The sequence below is a fragment of the Pseudomonas sp. PDM01 genome (genome assembly GCF_014852325.1).
Classification (GTDB): Bacteria; Pseudomonadota; Gammaproteobacteria; order Pseudomonadales; family Pseudomonadaceae; genus Aquipseudomonas; species Aquipseudomonas migulae.
Genome location: NZ_JACVBK010000010.1, coordinates 110995 through 126706, shown reverse-complemented (window position 1 = coordinate 126706; position 15712 = coordinate 110995). Strand labels below are relative to the sequence as shown.

The 15712-nt window shown below is 58.4% G+C and carries 15 protein-coding genes; 8 read left to right on the top strand and 7 right to left on the bottom strand.

Annotation, left to right across the window (positions count from 1 at the left end):
* The first annotated feature begins 346 nt into the window (after positions 1 to 346).
* The 3 genes from IB246_RS24015 to IB246_RS24005 all read left to right on the top strand — a co-directional run bounded on the left by IB246_RS24015 (position 347) and on the right by IB246_RS24005 (position 3043).
* The gene (locus tag IB246_RS24015; RefSeq protein ID WP_008040295.1) at positions 347 to 1789 is read left to right on the top strand and encodes a cytochrome ubiquinol oxidase subunit I; all 1443 of its coding nucleotides are present in this window, start codon (positions 347 to 349) and stop codon (positions 1787 to 1789) included.
* 3 nt (positions 1790 to 1792) lie between these two features.
* Positions 1793 to 2800 carry a cytochrome d ubiquinol oxidase subunit II gene (gene cydB / locus IB246_RS24010; RefSeq protein WP_008028900.1) on the top strand — a complete coding sequence of 336 codons (1008 nt, stop codon included), beginning with the start codon at positions 1793 to 1795 and terminating at the stop codon, positions 2798 to 2800.
* A 75-nt stretch (positions 2801 to 2875) separates the two neighbouring features.
* Positions 2876 to 3043 carry a DUF2474 domain-containing protein gene (locus tag IB246_RS24005; RefSeq protein ID WP_008040316.1) on the top strand — a complete coding sequence of 56 codons (168 nt, stop codon included), beginning with the start codon at positions 2876 to 2878 and terminating at the stop codon, positions 3041 to 3043.
* Between the two features lie 79 nt (positions 3044 to 3122).
* Here IB246_RS24005 and IB246_RS24000 read toward each other — a convergent pair whose 3' ends face one another.
* Positions 3123 to 4247, bottom strand: coding sequence for a methyltransferase (locus IB246_RS24000; protein ID WP_008040317.1), 1125 nt, complete (start codon positions 4245 to 4247; stop codon positions 3123 to 3125).
* A gap of 150 nt (positions 4248 to 4397) precedes the next feature.
* Positions 4398 to 5129, bottom strand: a complete 732-nt coding sequence (locus IB246_RS23995; protein WP_008040318.1) for a helix-turn-helix transcriptional regulator — start codon at positions 5127 to 5129, stop codon at positions 4398 to 4400.
* A 336-nt stretch (positions 5130 to 5465) separates the two neighbouring features.
* Here IB246_RS23995 and IB246_RS23990 point away from each other — a divergent pair, with 336 nt between their 5' ends.
* The gene (locus tag IB246_RS23990) at positions 5466 to 6242 is read left to right on the top strand and encodes a ferredoxin--NADP reductase (RefSeq protein ID WP_008040319.1); all 777 of its coding nucleotides are present in this window, start codon (positions 5466 to 5468) and stop codon (positions 6240 to 6242) included.
* Positions 6243 to 6285: 43 nt separating this feature from the next.
* Here the strand turns inward: IB246_RS23990 and mscL are convergent, their stop codons facing one another.
* The gene (gene mscL / locus IB246_RS23985; RefSeq protein WP_008040320.1) at positions 6286 to 6702 is read right to left on the bottom strand and encodes a large-conductance mechanosensitive channel protein MscL; all 417 of its coding nucleotides are present in this window, start codon (positions 6700 to 6702) and stop codon (positions 6286 to 6288) included.
* Between the two features lie 657 nt (positions 6703 to 7359).
* On the opposite strand from mscL, the gene radA reads away from it, so the two are divergent.
* A complete protein-coding gene (gene radA, locus IB246_RS23980; RefSeq protein ID WP_008040321.1) occupies positions 7360 to 8727 on the top strand; it encodes a DNA repair protein RadA in 1368 nt (455 codons plus the stop codon).
* A 131-nt stretch (positions 8728 to 8858) separates the two neighbouring features.
* Here radA and IB246_RS23975 read toward each other — a convergent pair whose 3' ends face one another.
* Positions 8859 to 9227, bottom strand: coding sequence for a PilZ domain-containing protein (locus IB246_RS23975; RefSeq protein WP_008040322.1), 369 nt, complete (start codon positions 9225 to 9227; stop codon positions 8859 to 8861).
* Positions 9228 to 9385: 158 nt separating this feature from the next.
* On the opposite strand from IB246_RS23975, the gene IB246_RS23970 reads away from it, so the two are divergent.
* The 3 genes from IB246_RS23970 to yjiA all read left to right on the top strand — a co-directional run bounded on the left by IB246_RS23970 (position 9386) and on the right by yjiA (position 12798).
* Entirely contained in the window at positions 9386 to 11452 is a 2067-nt protein-coding gene (locus tag IB246_RS23970; protein ID WP_008040323.1) for a carbon starvation CstA family protein, read from the top strand.
* 14 nt (positions 11453 to 11466) lie between these two features.
* Positions 11467 to 11664, top strand: a complete 198-nt coding sequence (locus IB246_RS23965) for a YbdD/YjiX family protein (protein ID WP_007895266.1) — start codon at positions 11467 to 11469, stop codon at positions 11662 to 11664.
* Between the two features lie 162 nt (positions 11665 to 11826).
* A complete protein-coding gene (gene yjiA / locus IB246_RS23960; RefSeq protein ID WP_008028882.1) occupies positions 11827 to 12798 on the top strand; it encodes a GTPase in 972 nt (323 codons plus the stop codon).
* A gap of 95 nt (positions 12799 to 12893) precedes the next feature.
* Here yjiA and IB246_RS23955 read toward each other — a convergent pair whose 3' ends face one another.
* The 3 genes from IB246_RS23955 to IB246_RS23945 are packed head-to-tail and all read right to left on the bottom strand — an operon-like array spanning position 12894 to position 15679.
* A complete protein-coding gene (locus IB246_RS23955; RefSeq protein ID WP_008040324.1) occupies positions 12894 to 13583 on the bottom strand; it encodes a GntR family transcriptional regulator in 690 nt (229 codons plus the stop codon).
* Positions 13584 to 13608: 25 nt separating this feature from the next.
* Positions 13609 to 14313, bottom strand: coding sequence for a FadR/GntR family transcriptional regulator (locus IB246_RS23950; protein ID WP_008040325.1), 705 nt, complete (start codon positions 14311 to 14313; stop codon positions 13609 to 13611).
* Positions 14314 to 14365: 52 nt separating this feature from the next.
* Positions 14366 to 15679 (bottom strand): C4-dicarboxylate transporter DctA, encoded by a 1314-nt coding sequence (locus IB246_RS23945; RefSeq protein ID WP_008040326.1) that lies wholly within the window; start codon positions 15677 to 15679, stop codon positions 14366 to 14368.
* Positions 15680 to 15712: the final 33 nt, after the last annotated feature.

Below are 15712 nucleotides of genomic sequence, written 5' to 3'. Positions count from 1 at the left end.
CGCGAAGGCGTCGGTACATACAACCTATAAGGGACAGACAGACCGCTTTCGCGAGCAGGCTCGCTCCCACAGGAATGTGTTGCCAGCTATGACTGTGGCTATGAGGCAACCTGTCACGCGGCAAAAGACCACACCGTCCATCGCCAAAAACCGGACTACTCTTTTACCCATGCTTGATCCAGATCAAGGCCTTTGCGGAATTGATCTGGTGGCCAGATGGCCGAATTCCCTACGTGTGATGTTTGTAAAAAGAAGAACGAATTCAAATTCGCCACACTCCTATTCGTGGGGGCCGTGGGTGTAGGCCGCAAGCCTTCAGCCGGTATTACCTGACAGAGGAAGACTTATGTTCGGTTTGGAGGCGCTTGATCTCGCCCGAATTCAGTTCGCGTTCACCATCTCGTTCCACATCCTGTTCCCGGCCATCACCATTGGTCTGGCGAGTTACCTGGCGGTACTCGAAGGCCTGTGGCTGAAAACCAATAACGACACCTACCGCGATCTGTACCACTTCTGGTCGAAGATCTTTGCCGTCAACTTTGGCATGGGCGTGGTCTCCGGGCTGGTCATGGCCTATCAGTTCGGCACCAACTGGAGCCGTTTTTCGGACTTCGCCGGTTCCGTCACCGGGCCGTTGCTGACGTACGAAGTACTGACCGCGTTCTTCCTTGAAGCCGGTTTCCTTGGGGTCATGCTGTTCGGCTGGAACAAGGTCGGGCGCAATCTGCACTTCTTCGCCACGGTCATGGTCGCCATCGGCACGCTGATCTCGACTTTCTGGATTCTCGCTTCCAACAGCTGGATGCAGACCCCGCAGGGCTTCGAAATCGTCAACGGCCAGGTCATTCCAACCGACTGGCTGGCGGTGATCTTCAACCCGTCGTTCCCGTACCGCCTGATGCACATGGCGACGGCCGCGTTTGTCGCGACCGCATTCTTCGTCGGTTCCTCGGCGGCCTGGCATTTACTGCGCGGCAAGGACAACCCGGCGATCCGTACCATGCTCTCGATGGCCATGTGGATGGCCTTGATCGTCGCGCCGATTCAGGCGGTCATCGGTGACTTCCACGGTCTCAATACGTTGAAGCATCAACCGGCGAAAATCGCCGCGATCGAAGGCCACTGGGAAAACCACGGTGATGAACCGACCCCGCTGATCCTGTTCGGCTGGCCGGACATGAAAGAAGAGAGGACCAAGTTCGCCGTCGAGATTCCGTACCTGGGCAGCCTGATCCTCACGCACTCGCTGGACAAACAGGTGCCGGCGCTCAAGGAGTTCCCGCCGGAAGACCGGCCGAATTCGACCATCGTGTTCTGGTCGTTCCGGATCATGGTCGGCTTGGGCATGCTGATGATCTTTACCGGTCTGTGGAGCCTGTGGCTGCGCAAAAGCGACAAGCTGTACACCTCGCGACCGTTCCTGTACCTGGCATTGTGGATGGGGCCGTCCGGCCTGATCGCGATCCTCGCCGGTTGGTTTACCACTGAAATCGGTCGTCAGCCTTGGGTCGTCTACGGCCTGATGCGCACGGCGGATGCGTCCTCCAATCACAGCTTCATGCAGATGAGCATCACGCTGATCCTGTTCGTCGTGGTCTATTTCGCGCTGTTCGGTGCCGGTCTGGGCTACATGATGCGCCTGGTGCGCAAAGGGCCGAAGATCGACGAAGGCAAGGAAACCAACGACGGTGGTCCCGGCCAGAAACGCACACCGGCGCGTCCCCTGTCTGCGGCTGACGATGATGGCGCCGAAAACGACCACAGCCCCAGCCTGACCAAGGAGATTTGAGTCATGGGTATTGATCTTCCGCTGATCTGGGCCGTGATCATCATCTTCGGCATCATGATGTACGTGGTCATGGACGGCTTCGACCTGGGGATCGGGATTCTCTTCCCGTTCATCCCGGGCAAGACCGACCGTGACGTGATGATGAACACCGTCGCACCGGTCTGGGACGGCAATGAGACCTGGCTGGTGCTGGGCGGTGCGGCGTTGTTCGGCGCCTTCCCGCTGGCGTATTCGGTGGTGCTCTCGGCGCTGTACCTGCCGCTGATTTTCATGCTGATCGGGCTGATCTTTCGCGGCGTGGCGTTCGAGTTCCGCTTCAAGGCCAAGGACGACAAGCGCCACCTCTGGGACAAGGCATTCATTGGCGGCTCCATCGCCGCGACCTTTTTCCAGGGTGTCGCGTTGGGTGCGTTCATCGATGGGCTGCCGGTGGTCAACCGTCAGTTCGCCGGCGGGTCACTGGATTGGCTGACACCGTTCACGATGTTCTGCGGCGTGGCGTTGGTGGTGGCTTATGCGCTGCTCGGTTGCACTTGGCTGATCATGAAAACCGAAGGCAAGTTGCAGGAGCAGATGCACAACCTGGCGCGGCCGCTGGCGTTCGTGGTGCTGGCGGTGATTGGTATCGTCAGCATCTGGACGCCGCTGGCTCACGCGGAAATCGCCGCACGCTGGTTCACGTTGCCGAATCTGTTCTGGTTCCTGCCGGTGCCGATTCTGGTGTTGGTGACCATGTACGGCCTGATCCGCGCTGTGGCTCGCAATGCGCACTACACGCCGTTCCTGCTGACGCTGGTGCTGATCTTCCTCGGCTACAGCGGTCTGGGCATCAGCCTGTGGCCGAACATCGTGCCGCCGTCGATCTCGATCTGGGACGCCGCCGCACCGCCGCAAAGCCAGGGCTTCATGCTGGTCGGCACCTTGTTCATCATCCCGTTCATCCTGGGTTACACCTTCTGGAGCTACTACGTGTTCCGCGGCAAGGTCACCCATGAAGATGGTTACCACTAATCCTGTAGGAGCAAGCTTGCTCGCGATGGCGTCATCACTGACGCCATCAACCTTGAAGAGGAGGGTTGGAACGCCATGACTGGTAAACACACTTTGGAAGAAATCCAGGCGGCAGAGAAAAAGCCGCTCTGGCAGCGACTTGGCTGGCTGGCAATGATCTGGGCCGGCAGCGTGCTGGCGCTGTTCATCGTTGCGAGCCTGATGCGCATGTTCATGAATGCCGCAGGCCTGTCGACCCACTGAATTCGCAAAATCCCATCCCGATGCCTTGCGGCACGGATTTACAACCCTCCTGCGCTGGAGGGTTTTTTTTTGTCCGGGATTATTTTCGGGCTTTGAGGATCACGAACTTCGGTGTGGCCGCCACTTGTTCGACGCCACGGAACAACCGCGCCAGTTTGCTGTGATAACCCAGATGACGGTTGCCGACGATGTACAGCGCGCCGCCCACCACCAGCGCTTCGCGCGCTTGCTGGAACATCCGCCAGGCGAGGAAATCGCCCACGACTTGTTGTTGGTGAAACGGGGGGTTGCACAGCACCACGTCCAGTGACTGCGGCTCCTGCCCGGCCAGACCATCCCCGGCACGCACGATCACGTCCCGGTCACCCAGCGCCGCGCGCCAGTTTTCGGCGGCCGATTGCACGGCCATGAAGGATTCGTCCACCAGCGTGTAGTGCGCCTGCGGGTTTTGCAGAGCGCTGGCAATGGCCAAAACGCCGTTACCGCAGCCCAGATCCGCGACCCGTGCCGCGCCGAGGTTTGTCGGCAAGTGCGGCAAAAAGGCTCGGGTACCGATATCCAGCCCTTCGCGGCAGAACACATTGGCGTGGTTGAGCAGTTCAATCGCCGGCGCATCGAGCTGATAGCGAGTCGGGTAGGGCGACGTCGCGGGGGCTTTGGCTTCAGCGGTGGTCATCAACAGCCGAGCCTTTTTCACCGCCAGCGAGGCTTGAACCGGGCCGATGTAGCGCTCCAGCAAATCCCCGGCGGCGCGTGGCAGATGCTTGATCATCGCGCCGGCAATCACTTGGGCGCCGGGCGCCAGTTGGCTTTGCAGACGGATCAGTTGTTCCTCCAGCAAGGCCAGGGTTTTCGGCACGCGGATCAGGACCCGATCAAACGGGCCACTAAACGCTTCGCTGGCAGGCACGCGAGGCACGGCATCAAATGCCTGAGCGTTACGGATCAGATTTTTTTCCAGGCCCTGAAAGGCCAGGAACGAGTCGCCGCTGCTGGTCACCTGAACCTTGCCAGCGAGGCTGGCAGCCAATGCGCCAAAGCTGTCGTTGAGCACCAAAACACGCGTATCCGGAGTCGGTTGTTGTTCGGCCAGGTGATTGAGCAGGTATTCGTCGGCGGCATCGAACGCTTGCAGCGGTTCGTTCTGCTGTTCTGGCTGGCGGATCAGGTCGAGGCGGGCGAAGGGTGTTTCGAGCAAAGGCATGGGGCGGGGCTCTGGGTAAATCAACGGGTATCCCGCGGCCCAGGGGCGTTGTAGCGGGCGAGGCCGTCCGAGTGCACTGCGTCGTGAAGGTTCACACGTCAACACTCAGGAGGAATCGCAAATGGTACGTTACTCGCAGGTTTTAATCGATCAACGTGTCGAGGTGCTTTTGAGGTGACCGGCCTTGATCGCGGCGATGATCGCGGCAATCTTGTTGCTGACTCCGAGTTTCAAAATCACGCTTTGAATGTGGAAATGGATGGTCCGTGCGCTCAGGTTGAGAATTCGCGCGCTTTCTTCAGCCGTCTTGCCGGCTGCCGCCAGTTCCAATACGTCGATTTCCCGTGGAGATAAATGCGCAGCGGGTGGTTTCAGCATTTTCTTGGGCAGCGATTGCGCGATCAGCGCATGAAGATGACGGCACATGAATACCGAGAAACCGAGGTTTTCATACAGCTCCAGGGCCGTGATCGGGCAATGGCTCCTTGCCAGGCTCAGAATGCTGCACAGGCCGCTGTCTTCGTCATGCAGCGATTGTGACCAGCCGTGCTGCAAACCATGCGTTTCCAAGGCCTCCCACAGGGAAGGAACCTTGGAGAAAAGAGTTTCGCTCCACATAATGGGCAGCATTGAGTGATTGCAATGAGCTACTACCGGGTCCACCGAGCTTAAGTTTTTCTGTTCATAATACTTGTTCCAGATGGTTGGGTAATTGTTGTGTCGGATAGTGTTGAGCTGGTTGTTTTTTGTTTGATAAGTGGTTGAAAAAGCGAAAAATTTAAACCCGATGTTTTTCGCGAATTCAAGTGCGATCGGGTACGCGGCATCAATATGCTTCGTGCTCGATAGTTGGTTGAGTTGTGATTCCTTCCACCGCTCCATCATGTATCTCCATTTTACAATCTGCCGGGGTGCTGATTGGATCCGAAATCCTGCACGAGCCGAGTGTAGGACGAATCCTACATAAAAGTGAGATTTTTTGGCTTTACTGCGCTTTAAAAAATAAATATCAAGTTCTAATGGAGTTTTTAAAAATACGGCGGGTTTTGAATGTTGAGTTTAATTTCATTAACCGTTTTATTAACTGAATGGTACGTCAAAAAAGATCAAATACTCTTTGTAATGTTCAGGTTGATAATAAAAGGCACTACAAATCGTCGGTGTTTGTTTTCCCCGCTTTGCGGGACACTGGATGCTATCTGTTGAATGGAGCGCCCCATGACTGCCAGTGCAGAAAAATTCACGCGCCAGACCCTGCTCGACGTCAAGCCGTTGACCCCGAGCCTGTTCACCCTGCGCACGACACGGGACCCGGGCTTTCGTTTTCGTGCGGGGCAATTCGCCCGTCTGGGCGTGACCAAGGCAGACGGCAGCGTTGTGTGGCGTGCCTATTCCATGGTTTCTTCGCCTTATGACGAGTTCCTCGAATTCTTTTCCATCGTGGTGCCGGGGGGCGAGTTCACCAGTGAGCTGAGTCGGCTGGGCGTCGGCGATACGCTGCTGGTCGACCGCCAGGCCTTTGGATACCTGACGCTTGACCGCTTCATCGATGGGCGTGATCTCTGGTTGTTATCCACAGGCACGGGCGTGGCGCCGTTTCTGTCGATCCTGCAGGACTTCGAGGTCTGGGAGAAGTTCGAGCGAATCATCCTGGTCTACAGCGTGCGCGAAGCCCGGGAGCTGGCGTATCAGGAACTGATCGCGGAATTGATGCAGCGTGACTATCTGGCCGAGTACGCGCACAAGTTTCAGTACATTGCCACCGTCACCCGCGAACAGCATCCAGGTGCCTTGAATGGCCGGATCACCACCTTGATAGAGAGTGGCGAACTGGAGCGGGCGGCAGGCGTGGCACTGACGGCCGAGCATTCAAGGGGCATGCTGTGTGGCAACCCGCAGATGATCGATGACACGCGAAAACTGCTGAAACAGCGTGACATGCACTTGAGTCTCAGCCGACGCCCCGGGCACGTGGCGGTGGAAAACTACTGGTAAAAAAAACGGCGCCACGAAGGCGCCGTTTTTTATCTGCATCAGATCATTCAGGCCGATTATTCTGGGCCTTCAGCAGATCGCGAATCTCACCCAACAGCTCTTCTTCCTTCGTCGGAACCGGCGGCAGGGTGGGCGCAACGGCTTCTTCGCGCTTCAAGCGATTGATGGCTTTGACGCCCATGAAAATCGCGAACGCGACGATGATGAAGTCGATCATGCTCTGGATGAATTTACCGTACGCCAGCACCACTGCGGGGGCGTCGCCGCTGGCGGCCTTGAGCGTAATGGCGAGATCACTGAAATCCACCCCACCGATCAGCAGGCCGATTGGCGGCATGACCACGTCGCCGACAAACGACGAAACGATCTTGCCGAAGGCGGCACCGATGATGATACCGACGGCCATGTCGACCACGTTGCCTTTTACCGCGAAGGCCTTGAACTCATTTAGCACGCCCATAGGTTATTTCCTTGTTACAGATGAGGTTGGTAACGCAGTGTAAATCAGCCAAATGGTTCTTGCCCGAAACAACTGCTTACAGCGCTTGCCTGCTATCGACCGGGGCAACGGTAAAAAGTTTTCAAAATGCCATCATTGGTGCATTGATCTGCGTTTTTCAGGTGTGTGCCCGCTATCCATCTGAAGGGTGTTGTTCGTCATTCAGTCGCTTGCGCTGATCAGCGATGGAGGTGGTGGTCCTTATCAAAAGTGCGTGCGTCACAGGAGCGACTTGTTGAGTGTAATGGGAGAGTGCGTGCTATAAGTTTTACAGCGGTTAACTTCAAGTATAAGTTCCTGGTTCGGAAAATAGTGGCTGGAAAAACACAGAATGCGTGATGCCGTAAAGCCATCGATTTGATTTTCAGTATTAAACTCTTGGTTTGTTAGGTGATGTTGTACGTTAAGTTTGCAGAGTGTTAAGAGTTGTACAGCTTTGTGGGTTTTGGATTTAACGTTGGTCGAGTTATTTTGGCAGCGCGTTGTACAAGTTATGAAAGTTGCAGCGCTGTCGTTGTCTCGAGAATCGAACAAGTTGCCGCACAATTCCATTGGGCAACTCCGTCGCACTGATCCAGCCCAGCTGAGCTATCATCGCGGTTTTTGCCGGGAGTTCAGATGGCCAAGGCCAAGCGCATGTACGGCTGCACCGAGTGCGGCTCAACCTTCCCCAAGTGGGCCGGCCAGTGCGGCGAGTGCGGGGCCTGGAACACCTTGACCGAAACCATGGTCGAGAGCGGCGGTGCCGCAGCCCCCAGCGGCCGCACCGGCTGGACCGGCCAGCAGGCACAAATCAAGACCCTGGCCGAAGTCAGCGTCGAAGAAATACCGCGCTTTTCCACTGCCTCCAGTGAGCTCGATCGCGTCCTGGGTGGCGGGCTGGTGGACGGTTCGGTGGTTTTGATCGGCGGTGATCCGGGCATCGGCAAATCAACCATCCTCCTGCAAACCTTGTGCAACCTCGCCAAGAGCATGCCGGCGTTGTACGTCACGGGCGAAGAGTCCCAGCAGCAAGTGGCCATGCGCGCCCGACGCCTGGGATTACCGCAGGATCAACTGCGGGTCATGACCGAAACCTGCATCGAAACCATCATAGCCACCGCCCGGGTCGAAAAGCCCAAGGTCATGGTGATCGACTCGATTCAGACGATTTTCACTGAACAGCTGCAATCGGCACCGGGCGGCGTGTCCCAGGTGCGGGAGAGCGCAGCCTTGCTGGTGCGTTATGCCAAACAGAGTGGCACAGCGATTTTCCTGGTTGGCCACGTGACGAAAGAAGGTGCGCTGGCCGGTCCGCGTGTGCTGGAGCACATGGTCGATACCGTGCTGTATTTCGAGGGCGAATCCGACGGTCGCTTGCGCTTGCTGCGGGCGGTGAAGAACCGTTTTGGCGCGGTCAACGAACTGGGCGTGTTCGGCATGACCGACAAGGGTTTGAAAGAAGTCTCCAACCCTTCGGCGATTTTTCTCACTCGTGCACAGGAAGAAGTCCCGGGCAGTGTGGTCATGGCAACGTGGGAAGGCACCCGACCGATGCTGGTGGAAGTTCAGGCGTTGGTGGATGACAGCCATCTGGCCAACCCGCGTCGGGTCACGTTGGGGCTGGATCAGAACCGACTGGCGATGTTGCTGGCGGTTCTGCATCGACACGGCGGCATTCCGACCCACGACCAGGACGTGTTCCTCAACGTGGTGGGCGGCGTGAAGGTGTTGGAAACCGCTTCCGACCTGGCGCTGATGGCGGCCGTAATGTCCAGTTTGCGTAACCGGCCATTGCCCCATGACCTGCTGGTGTTCGGCGAAGTCGGTTTGTCTGGCGAAGTGCGTCCGGTGCCGAGTGGGCAGGAACGCTTGAAAGAAGCGGCCAAGCACGGCTTCAAACGGGCCATCGTGCCCAAGGGCAATGCGCCTAAAGAGGCGCCGCCGGGATTGCAGATTATTGCCGTGACCCGCCTCGAACAGGCCCTCGACGCCCTGTTCGAATAACCTGCCAGATAGACACCGATCCTGTGGGAGCGAGCCTGCTCGCGATAGCGGACTGTCAGTCAACATCATCGTTGAATGTTAAACAGCTATCGCGAGCAGGCTCACTCCCACATTGGATTGGTGTCGGGTTTTCAGACTTCGATCAGGGCACCCAACTCGCGCTCCAGCTCCTGCGGATCCCCCAGATTGAGCTCGATCAATCGCCGCAGCCGCTCGATGGATTCCAGGCTGATATATCGGCAAACGAATCCCAAATGGCGAGGATCGTCGTGCGTCAGTTGCACATCCATCTTGATGTCAAAGTCCTTGCTGAGATGAATGTCGACAGAAAACATCTTTTTCGGGTCGCCCAGCCACGGCTCGGGTCGCTCGATCAGTATTCCCTTGAGCGACAAGTCAATCAGCTTCACTGGCCAGATGAATTCCCCTTGGCAAAGCTCGGTTCGGGCATCGAACGCAATACGTTTGAAGCGGCGGCGATTGGCAGGGTGTTCGCTCATGGCTTTTTCCTCTTAATGTCCGCTGACTATAGACCCGCATTGTCAAAGCCTGCCAGCTGACACGGGCGTCTAGACCAATGTCGGGTATGGCCTTTGCCGTCAGGAGAGCTAAACTCGGGGTGGCTGTCTTTCTTGTCCACCCTGGCTGGAATAAAAAAATGAAAAATAATAATAGCCCGCTACGCCACCTACCCTGGCTGCTGCTGGCAATCGTAGGAGCGTGCGCCCTTGGCGTAGTGGCATTGCGCCGAGGCGAGGCAATCAACGCCTTGTGGATTGTGGTCGCTGCCGTGGCCATTTATCTGGTTGCGTACCGTTACTACAGTCTGTTCATCGCTAACAACGTGATGCAACTCGATTCACGACGGGCCACCCCCGCTGTGCTCAACAATGATGGTCTGGACTACGTCCCTACCAACAAACACATCCTCTTCGGTCACCACTTCGCGGCCATCGCTGGCGCAGGGCCATTGGTCGGTCCGGTGTTGGCGGCGCAGATGGGCTACTTGCCCGGCACGCTGTGGCTGATTGCCGGCGTGGTGCTGGCCGGTGCGGTTCAGGACTTCATGGTCCTGTTCATGTCCACCCGCCGCAACGGCCGCTCCCTGGGCGACATGGTCCGCGAAGAAATGGGCCGCATCCCCGGCACCATCGCGCTGTTCGGCTGCTTCCTGATCATGATCATCATCCTCGCGGTGCTGGCGCTGATCGTCGTAAAAGCCCTGGCCGAGAGCCCGTGGGGCATTTTCACGGTGATGGCGACTATCCCGATCGCGATGTTCATGGGCATCTACATGCGCTACATCCGCCCGGGCCGCATCGGTGAGATCTCCATCGTCGGCGTGCTGTTGCTGCTGGGTTCGATCTGGCTGGGCGGGCAGATTGCCGCGGACCCGGTCTGGGCCAAAGCCTTCACCTTCACTGGCGTGCAGATCACCTGGATGCTGGTCGGTTACGGTTTCGTCGCTGCCTCTTTGCCGGTGTGGCTGATTCTGGCCCCGCGTGACTACCTGTCGACGTTCCTCAAAATCGGCACCATCATCGCACTGGCGATCGGCATCCTGGTGACCATGCCCGAGCTGAAAATGCCGGCGCTGACCCAGTTCATCGATGGCACCGGTCCGGTATGGAAGGGCGGCCTGTTCCCGTTCCTGTTCATCACCATCGCCTGTGGCGCGGTCTCGGGTTTCCACGCGCTGATCTCCTCCGGCACCACGCCAAAACTGCTGGATAACGAGGTCAACGCCCGTTACATCGGTTACGGCGGCATGTTGATGGAATCGTTCGTGGCCATCATGGCGATGGTTGCCGCTTCGGTGATTGAGCCAGGCGTGTATTTCGCCATGAACAGCCCGGCGGCCGTCGTCGGTGGTGACGTGGTCGCGGTTGCACAAACTGTCAGCAGCTGGGGTTTTGCAATTACTCCGGAAGCGCTGCAAACGGTGGCCAAGGACATCGGTGAAACCACCATCCTGGCCCGCGCCGGCGGTGCGCCGACCCTGGCGGTCGGTATCGCGCAGATCCTGCACAGTGTCCTGCCGGGTGAAAACACCATGGCGTTCTGGTACCACTTCGCGATCCTGTTCGAAGCGCTGTTCATCCTGACCGCAGTCGATGCCGGTACCCGTGCCGGTCGCTTCATGTTGCAGGACTTGCTCGGCTCCTTCGTGCCGGCGCTGAAACGCACCGAATCCTGGACCGCCAACCTGATCGCCACCGCCGGTTGTGTGGCGATGTGGGGCTGGTTGCTGTATCAGGGCGTGATCGATCCGCTGGGTGGCATCAACACCTTGTGGCCGCTGTTCGGTATCTCCAACCAGATGCTGGCCGGTATCGCGCTGATGCTCGGCACCGTCGTGCTGATCAAAATGAAACGCCAACGCTACGTCTGGGTGACCATGGTGCCAGCGGTCTGGCTGCTGATCTGCACCACCACTGCCGGCTTCATCAAGCTGTTCGACGCCAACCCGGCGATCGGCTTCCTGTCGCTGGCCAAAAAATACAGCGATGCGCTGGCCAACGGTCAGATCCTCGCCCCGGCCAAGGACATCACCCAGATGCAACACGTGATTTTCAACGCCTACACCAACGCAACGCTGACCGCGCTGTTCCTGTTCGTGGTGTTCAGTATCCTGTTCTATGCACTCAAGGTCGGCATTGCCGCCTGGGGTAAAAAAGAGCGTACGGATAAAGAATCGCCATTCCAGGCCTTGCCGGACGCGTAATCGAGGATTGCAGCATGTTCAATGACCTGAGTCGCCTCGGTAAATACCTCGGTCAGGCCGCGCGCCTGATGGTCGGCATGCCCGACTACGACAACTACGTCGAGCATATGCAGACCAAACACCCGGACAAACCGGTGATGAGCTACGAAATGTTCTTTCGGGAACGTCAGGAAGCCCGTTACGGTGGCAAGGGTGGGCCGAAGTGCTGTTGACCCGGTTGTCGGGTTAACAGCAATCCCTGTGGGAGCTAGCCTGCTGGCGATGGCGGCTGAACATTCAACATCACTGTTGATTGACAGTCCGCCATCGCTAGCAGGCTAGCTCCCACATTTGTTTTATGTTGTTTTCTAATTTTGTAAAGCAGGAGACTCCAGTTGTCCTCTCCCATCCCCGTCACGATCCTCAGCGGCTTCCTCGGCGCCGGCAAGACCACGCTGTTGCGCCACCTGCTCAAAGCCGAGCACGGCCTGAAAATCGCCGTGATCGAAAACGAATTCAGTGACGCCGGCATCGACACCCAACTGTTGGGCGACGAGCCGGTGCAGGTGATGACGCTGTCCAACGGCTGCGTCTGCTGCACCATCCACACCGACCTGACCAAGGCGCTCTACCTGTTGCTCGAACGGCTGGACAGTGGAGAAATCGCCTTCGACCGTCTGGTGATCGAGTGCACCGGCCTGGCTGATCCGGCACCGGTGGCGCAAACCTTCTTCATCGACGAAGAACTGCGTGAGCGTTACATCCTCGACGGCATCATCACGTTGGTCGATGCCGCACACGCCGACGTACACCTGACCCAAACCATCGCCCAGGCGCAGATTGGTTTCGCCGACCGCTTGCTGGTGAGCAAACGCGATCTGGTGGACGAACCGACCTTCACCGCGTTGAGCGAGCGCCTGACCCGTATCAACCGTCGCGCGCCGATTCGCGTGGTCGACCACGGCCAGATCGATCTGGCCGAACTGCTCGATGTGCGCGGCTTCAACCTCAATGCCGACCTGGGTGGCGGCGTGAGTTTGCGCCCAGTCAGCAAAGCGCCTTCCATCGACCGCATTTCCAGCCTGGTGCTGCGCACCGACAAGCCGCTGGATATCGACAAGCTCAGCGAATTCATGAACGAACTGCTGGAAGAACATGGCAAGCAGTTGCTGCGCTACAAAGGCGTGCTGAACATCCTTGGCGAGCCGCGGCGCATGGTGTTTCAGGGGGTGCTGAAGTTGTATGGCTTCGACTGGGACACGGAATGGGCAGAGGGCGAGGCGCGGGAAAGCGTGATTGTGTTTATTGCCGATGAATTGCCGGAAGAGAAGATCCGCGAGGGGTTTGCGCGGGTGGCGGCGGATTGAATCATTTCGTTCGTCAGTGATAACGCCTTCGCGGGCAAGCCTCGCTCCTACAGTCGGTGATATCCGTAGGAGCGAGGCTTGCCCGCGAAAGCGATCTAACCAGCAACACGATCCTGACTAAGCCCAAGTCCTGAGTTCAGCAATATTTCCTCAAGATTATCCAGGTGCCCGCTCAGCAGCGAGACTGCCTTCACCGCATCCCCACGCGCCACCGCATCCAGAATCGCGGAATGCACCCGCCAATCGCAATAACCCTCCACCGATACATCAAACTGCGCAATCGCCAGTGAAGTGAGTGGCACCAGGCTGCCCAGAAAATGCGCCAACGGTGCATTCCCCGCCATTTCGGCCAGCTGCAGATGAAACGCCCCCGCCAACCTGATCGCCGAGCCATGCGCGGCACATTGGCGCTCGCGATCAATCAACCCACGCAGACACTTCAAGTCTTGCGCACGGGGCTGCTGGCACGCCAACCGCACCACCGTGGTTTCGGTCAGCCGCCGCGCATGCAGCGTCTGCCGGACTTGCTCATGATCGAGCGCAGCGACTCGGGGGCGATGGTGAGTGCGCAACACGATGATCTGCTGATGGGACAGCTGCGTCAGCACCCCGCGCATGTCACTGCGGCGAACGCCGAACATCTGCGCCAGGCTTTCTTCGGTAAAGCGACTGGCCGCATCGATGCGCTGTTCAAGAATGGCGTCGAAGACTCGCGAGTAGAGATCATCCGTCGGCGCGGGAAAGGGCAGGGCAACAAGAGTTTGCGCTGAAGCGAAGCTGTTCATGGCCTGTCTCCGGTTCCAAGAGGGTTCAACTGCCGAGGTTGTCGTCCGGGATATTCAATTCGATGCCCATCCGCTGGCCTTCGCGAAGAATGTGTCGACGCATTTCGGCACTCGCCAGGGCGCTGTTTTTGCTGCGGATCGCGCGTACCACGGCTTCGTTTTCTTCGAGGCGTTCGGCCAGATGCTCGGGTGAGTTGCGCAGCACCTCGGCGCTTTGCTTGAGGGCGTTGCTGGTCTGCTGTACCACGCTCTGGAAAATCGGGTTCGAGGTCAGCGTGAACAGCTCTTCGTGGAACGCGATGTAGGCGTTGACCCCGGCTTCGCTGTCGTTCGCCTCCAGGGCTTCGCGCATGTCCATCAGGGTCAGGCGCAATTGCCCGACTTCCTTGCTGCTGATCGACTGCGCCACCAGGCCGACGATAAACGGCTCAAGGGTGTAGCGCAGTTGCAGCACGTCTTCCAGGCTCGCGCCGGCCACTGCACTGTCGTGGCTTTGGCTGTCTGTCAGTTGGGCATCGAGCACCACCACGCCTTTGCCCGGCATCGAGCGCACCAGGCCGAGGGTTTCCAGGACGATGACCGCCTCGCGCAGGCTCGGACGGCTGATGCCCAGTTGTTCGGCCAGTTCACGTTGCCCCGGCAGCATCTCGCCGGAGCGCCATTGCCCACGTGCCAGCGCGGCACGAAGTTTTTCCACTACTGAATTTACGACGGTTGACGAGGTAATCACTGTTCGCTCCAAGTCGCGATAATGTGCCCGCCCATAGGCGGGCACACGTTGTTTAAAATTCCTGCTGGTGCGCGGGCGCGACCGGTTTTCGAGGCTGGAAGGTATAACCCACCTGACCGGAAAGCACCTTGTTTGCGCGTTGGATATCGATGTCTTTTTCCCAGCGGGCGATGGCCACGGTGGCGACGCAGTTGCCGATCAGGTTGGTCAGCGCGCGGCCGATGCCCATGAACCAGTCCACCGCCAGTACCAGCACCAGACCGACCACCGGAATCGCCGGGATGGCTGTCAGTGTCGCTGCCAGAATCACCAGCGCCGAGCCGGGAATCCCGTGAGCCCCTTTGGAGGTGATCAGCGACACCAGCAAAATGGTCAGCAAATCAGTCATGGCCAACGGCGTACCGGTGGCATTGGCGATGAACACAATGGCCAATGTCAGGTAGATCGAAAAACCGTCGAGGTTGAATGAGTAACCGGTGGGAATCACCAACCCGACCGTTGAACTGCCGATGCCCAGGTGTTCGAGCTTGCGCATGATTTGCGGCAGCACGGCGTCGGACGATGCGGTGCCCATGACGATCATCAGTTCTTCGCGCAGGTATTTGAGCAGCGGCCACATGCGCAGGCCGGACAGGCGCATCACCAGGCCGAGAATCAGCGCCACGAACGCGACACACGTCAGGTAGAAAAGACCGACCAGACTGCCCAGGTGTTGCAGGGAGTCCAGGCCATATTTGCTGGTGGTGAAGGCAATTGCGCCGAATACGCCGATCGGCGCCAGGCGCACGATCATGCCCATGATGCGGAAAATCACGTGGCTCAGCTCATTGATCAGCCGGGAAATGCCCGACGCGGCTTCACCCACCAGGTTCAGTGCGCTGCCGAACAGCACTGAAAACAGCAGGACCTGCAGGATGTTGTTGTCGGCGAAGGCACCGATCACCGAAGTCGGAATCAGGTCCATCAGGAACTGTGTGGTGGTGTGCATGTGCTGGCCGCGCTGGGCGATGTCGCCCATGTCGGCGGCAGACAGCTGCTCCAGATGAATGTTCGCGCCGCTGCCGATGCCGGTGCTGAAGGCGAACACCAGGCCAATCACCAGGGCGATGGTGGTCAGCACTTCGAAGTAGATCACCGATTTCAGGCCGATGCGCCCGACCTTCTTCAGGTCGCCGGCACCGCTGATGCCGCTGACCACCACGCAGAACACGATCAGGCCGATGAGCATCTTGATCAGTTTGATGAAACCGTCGCCGAGGGGTTTGAGCTGGGCGGAGTATTCGGGAAGGGTCAGCCCGCAGACGATGCCGAGCACCAGTCCGAGAACCACTTGAAGGAAGATTGAACGCGAGCACCATCTGAGCATGGGAGGAATCCTGGTCGGTGTCCTGGCTGCCGT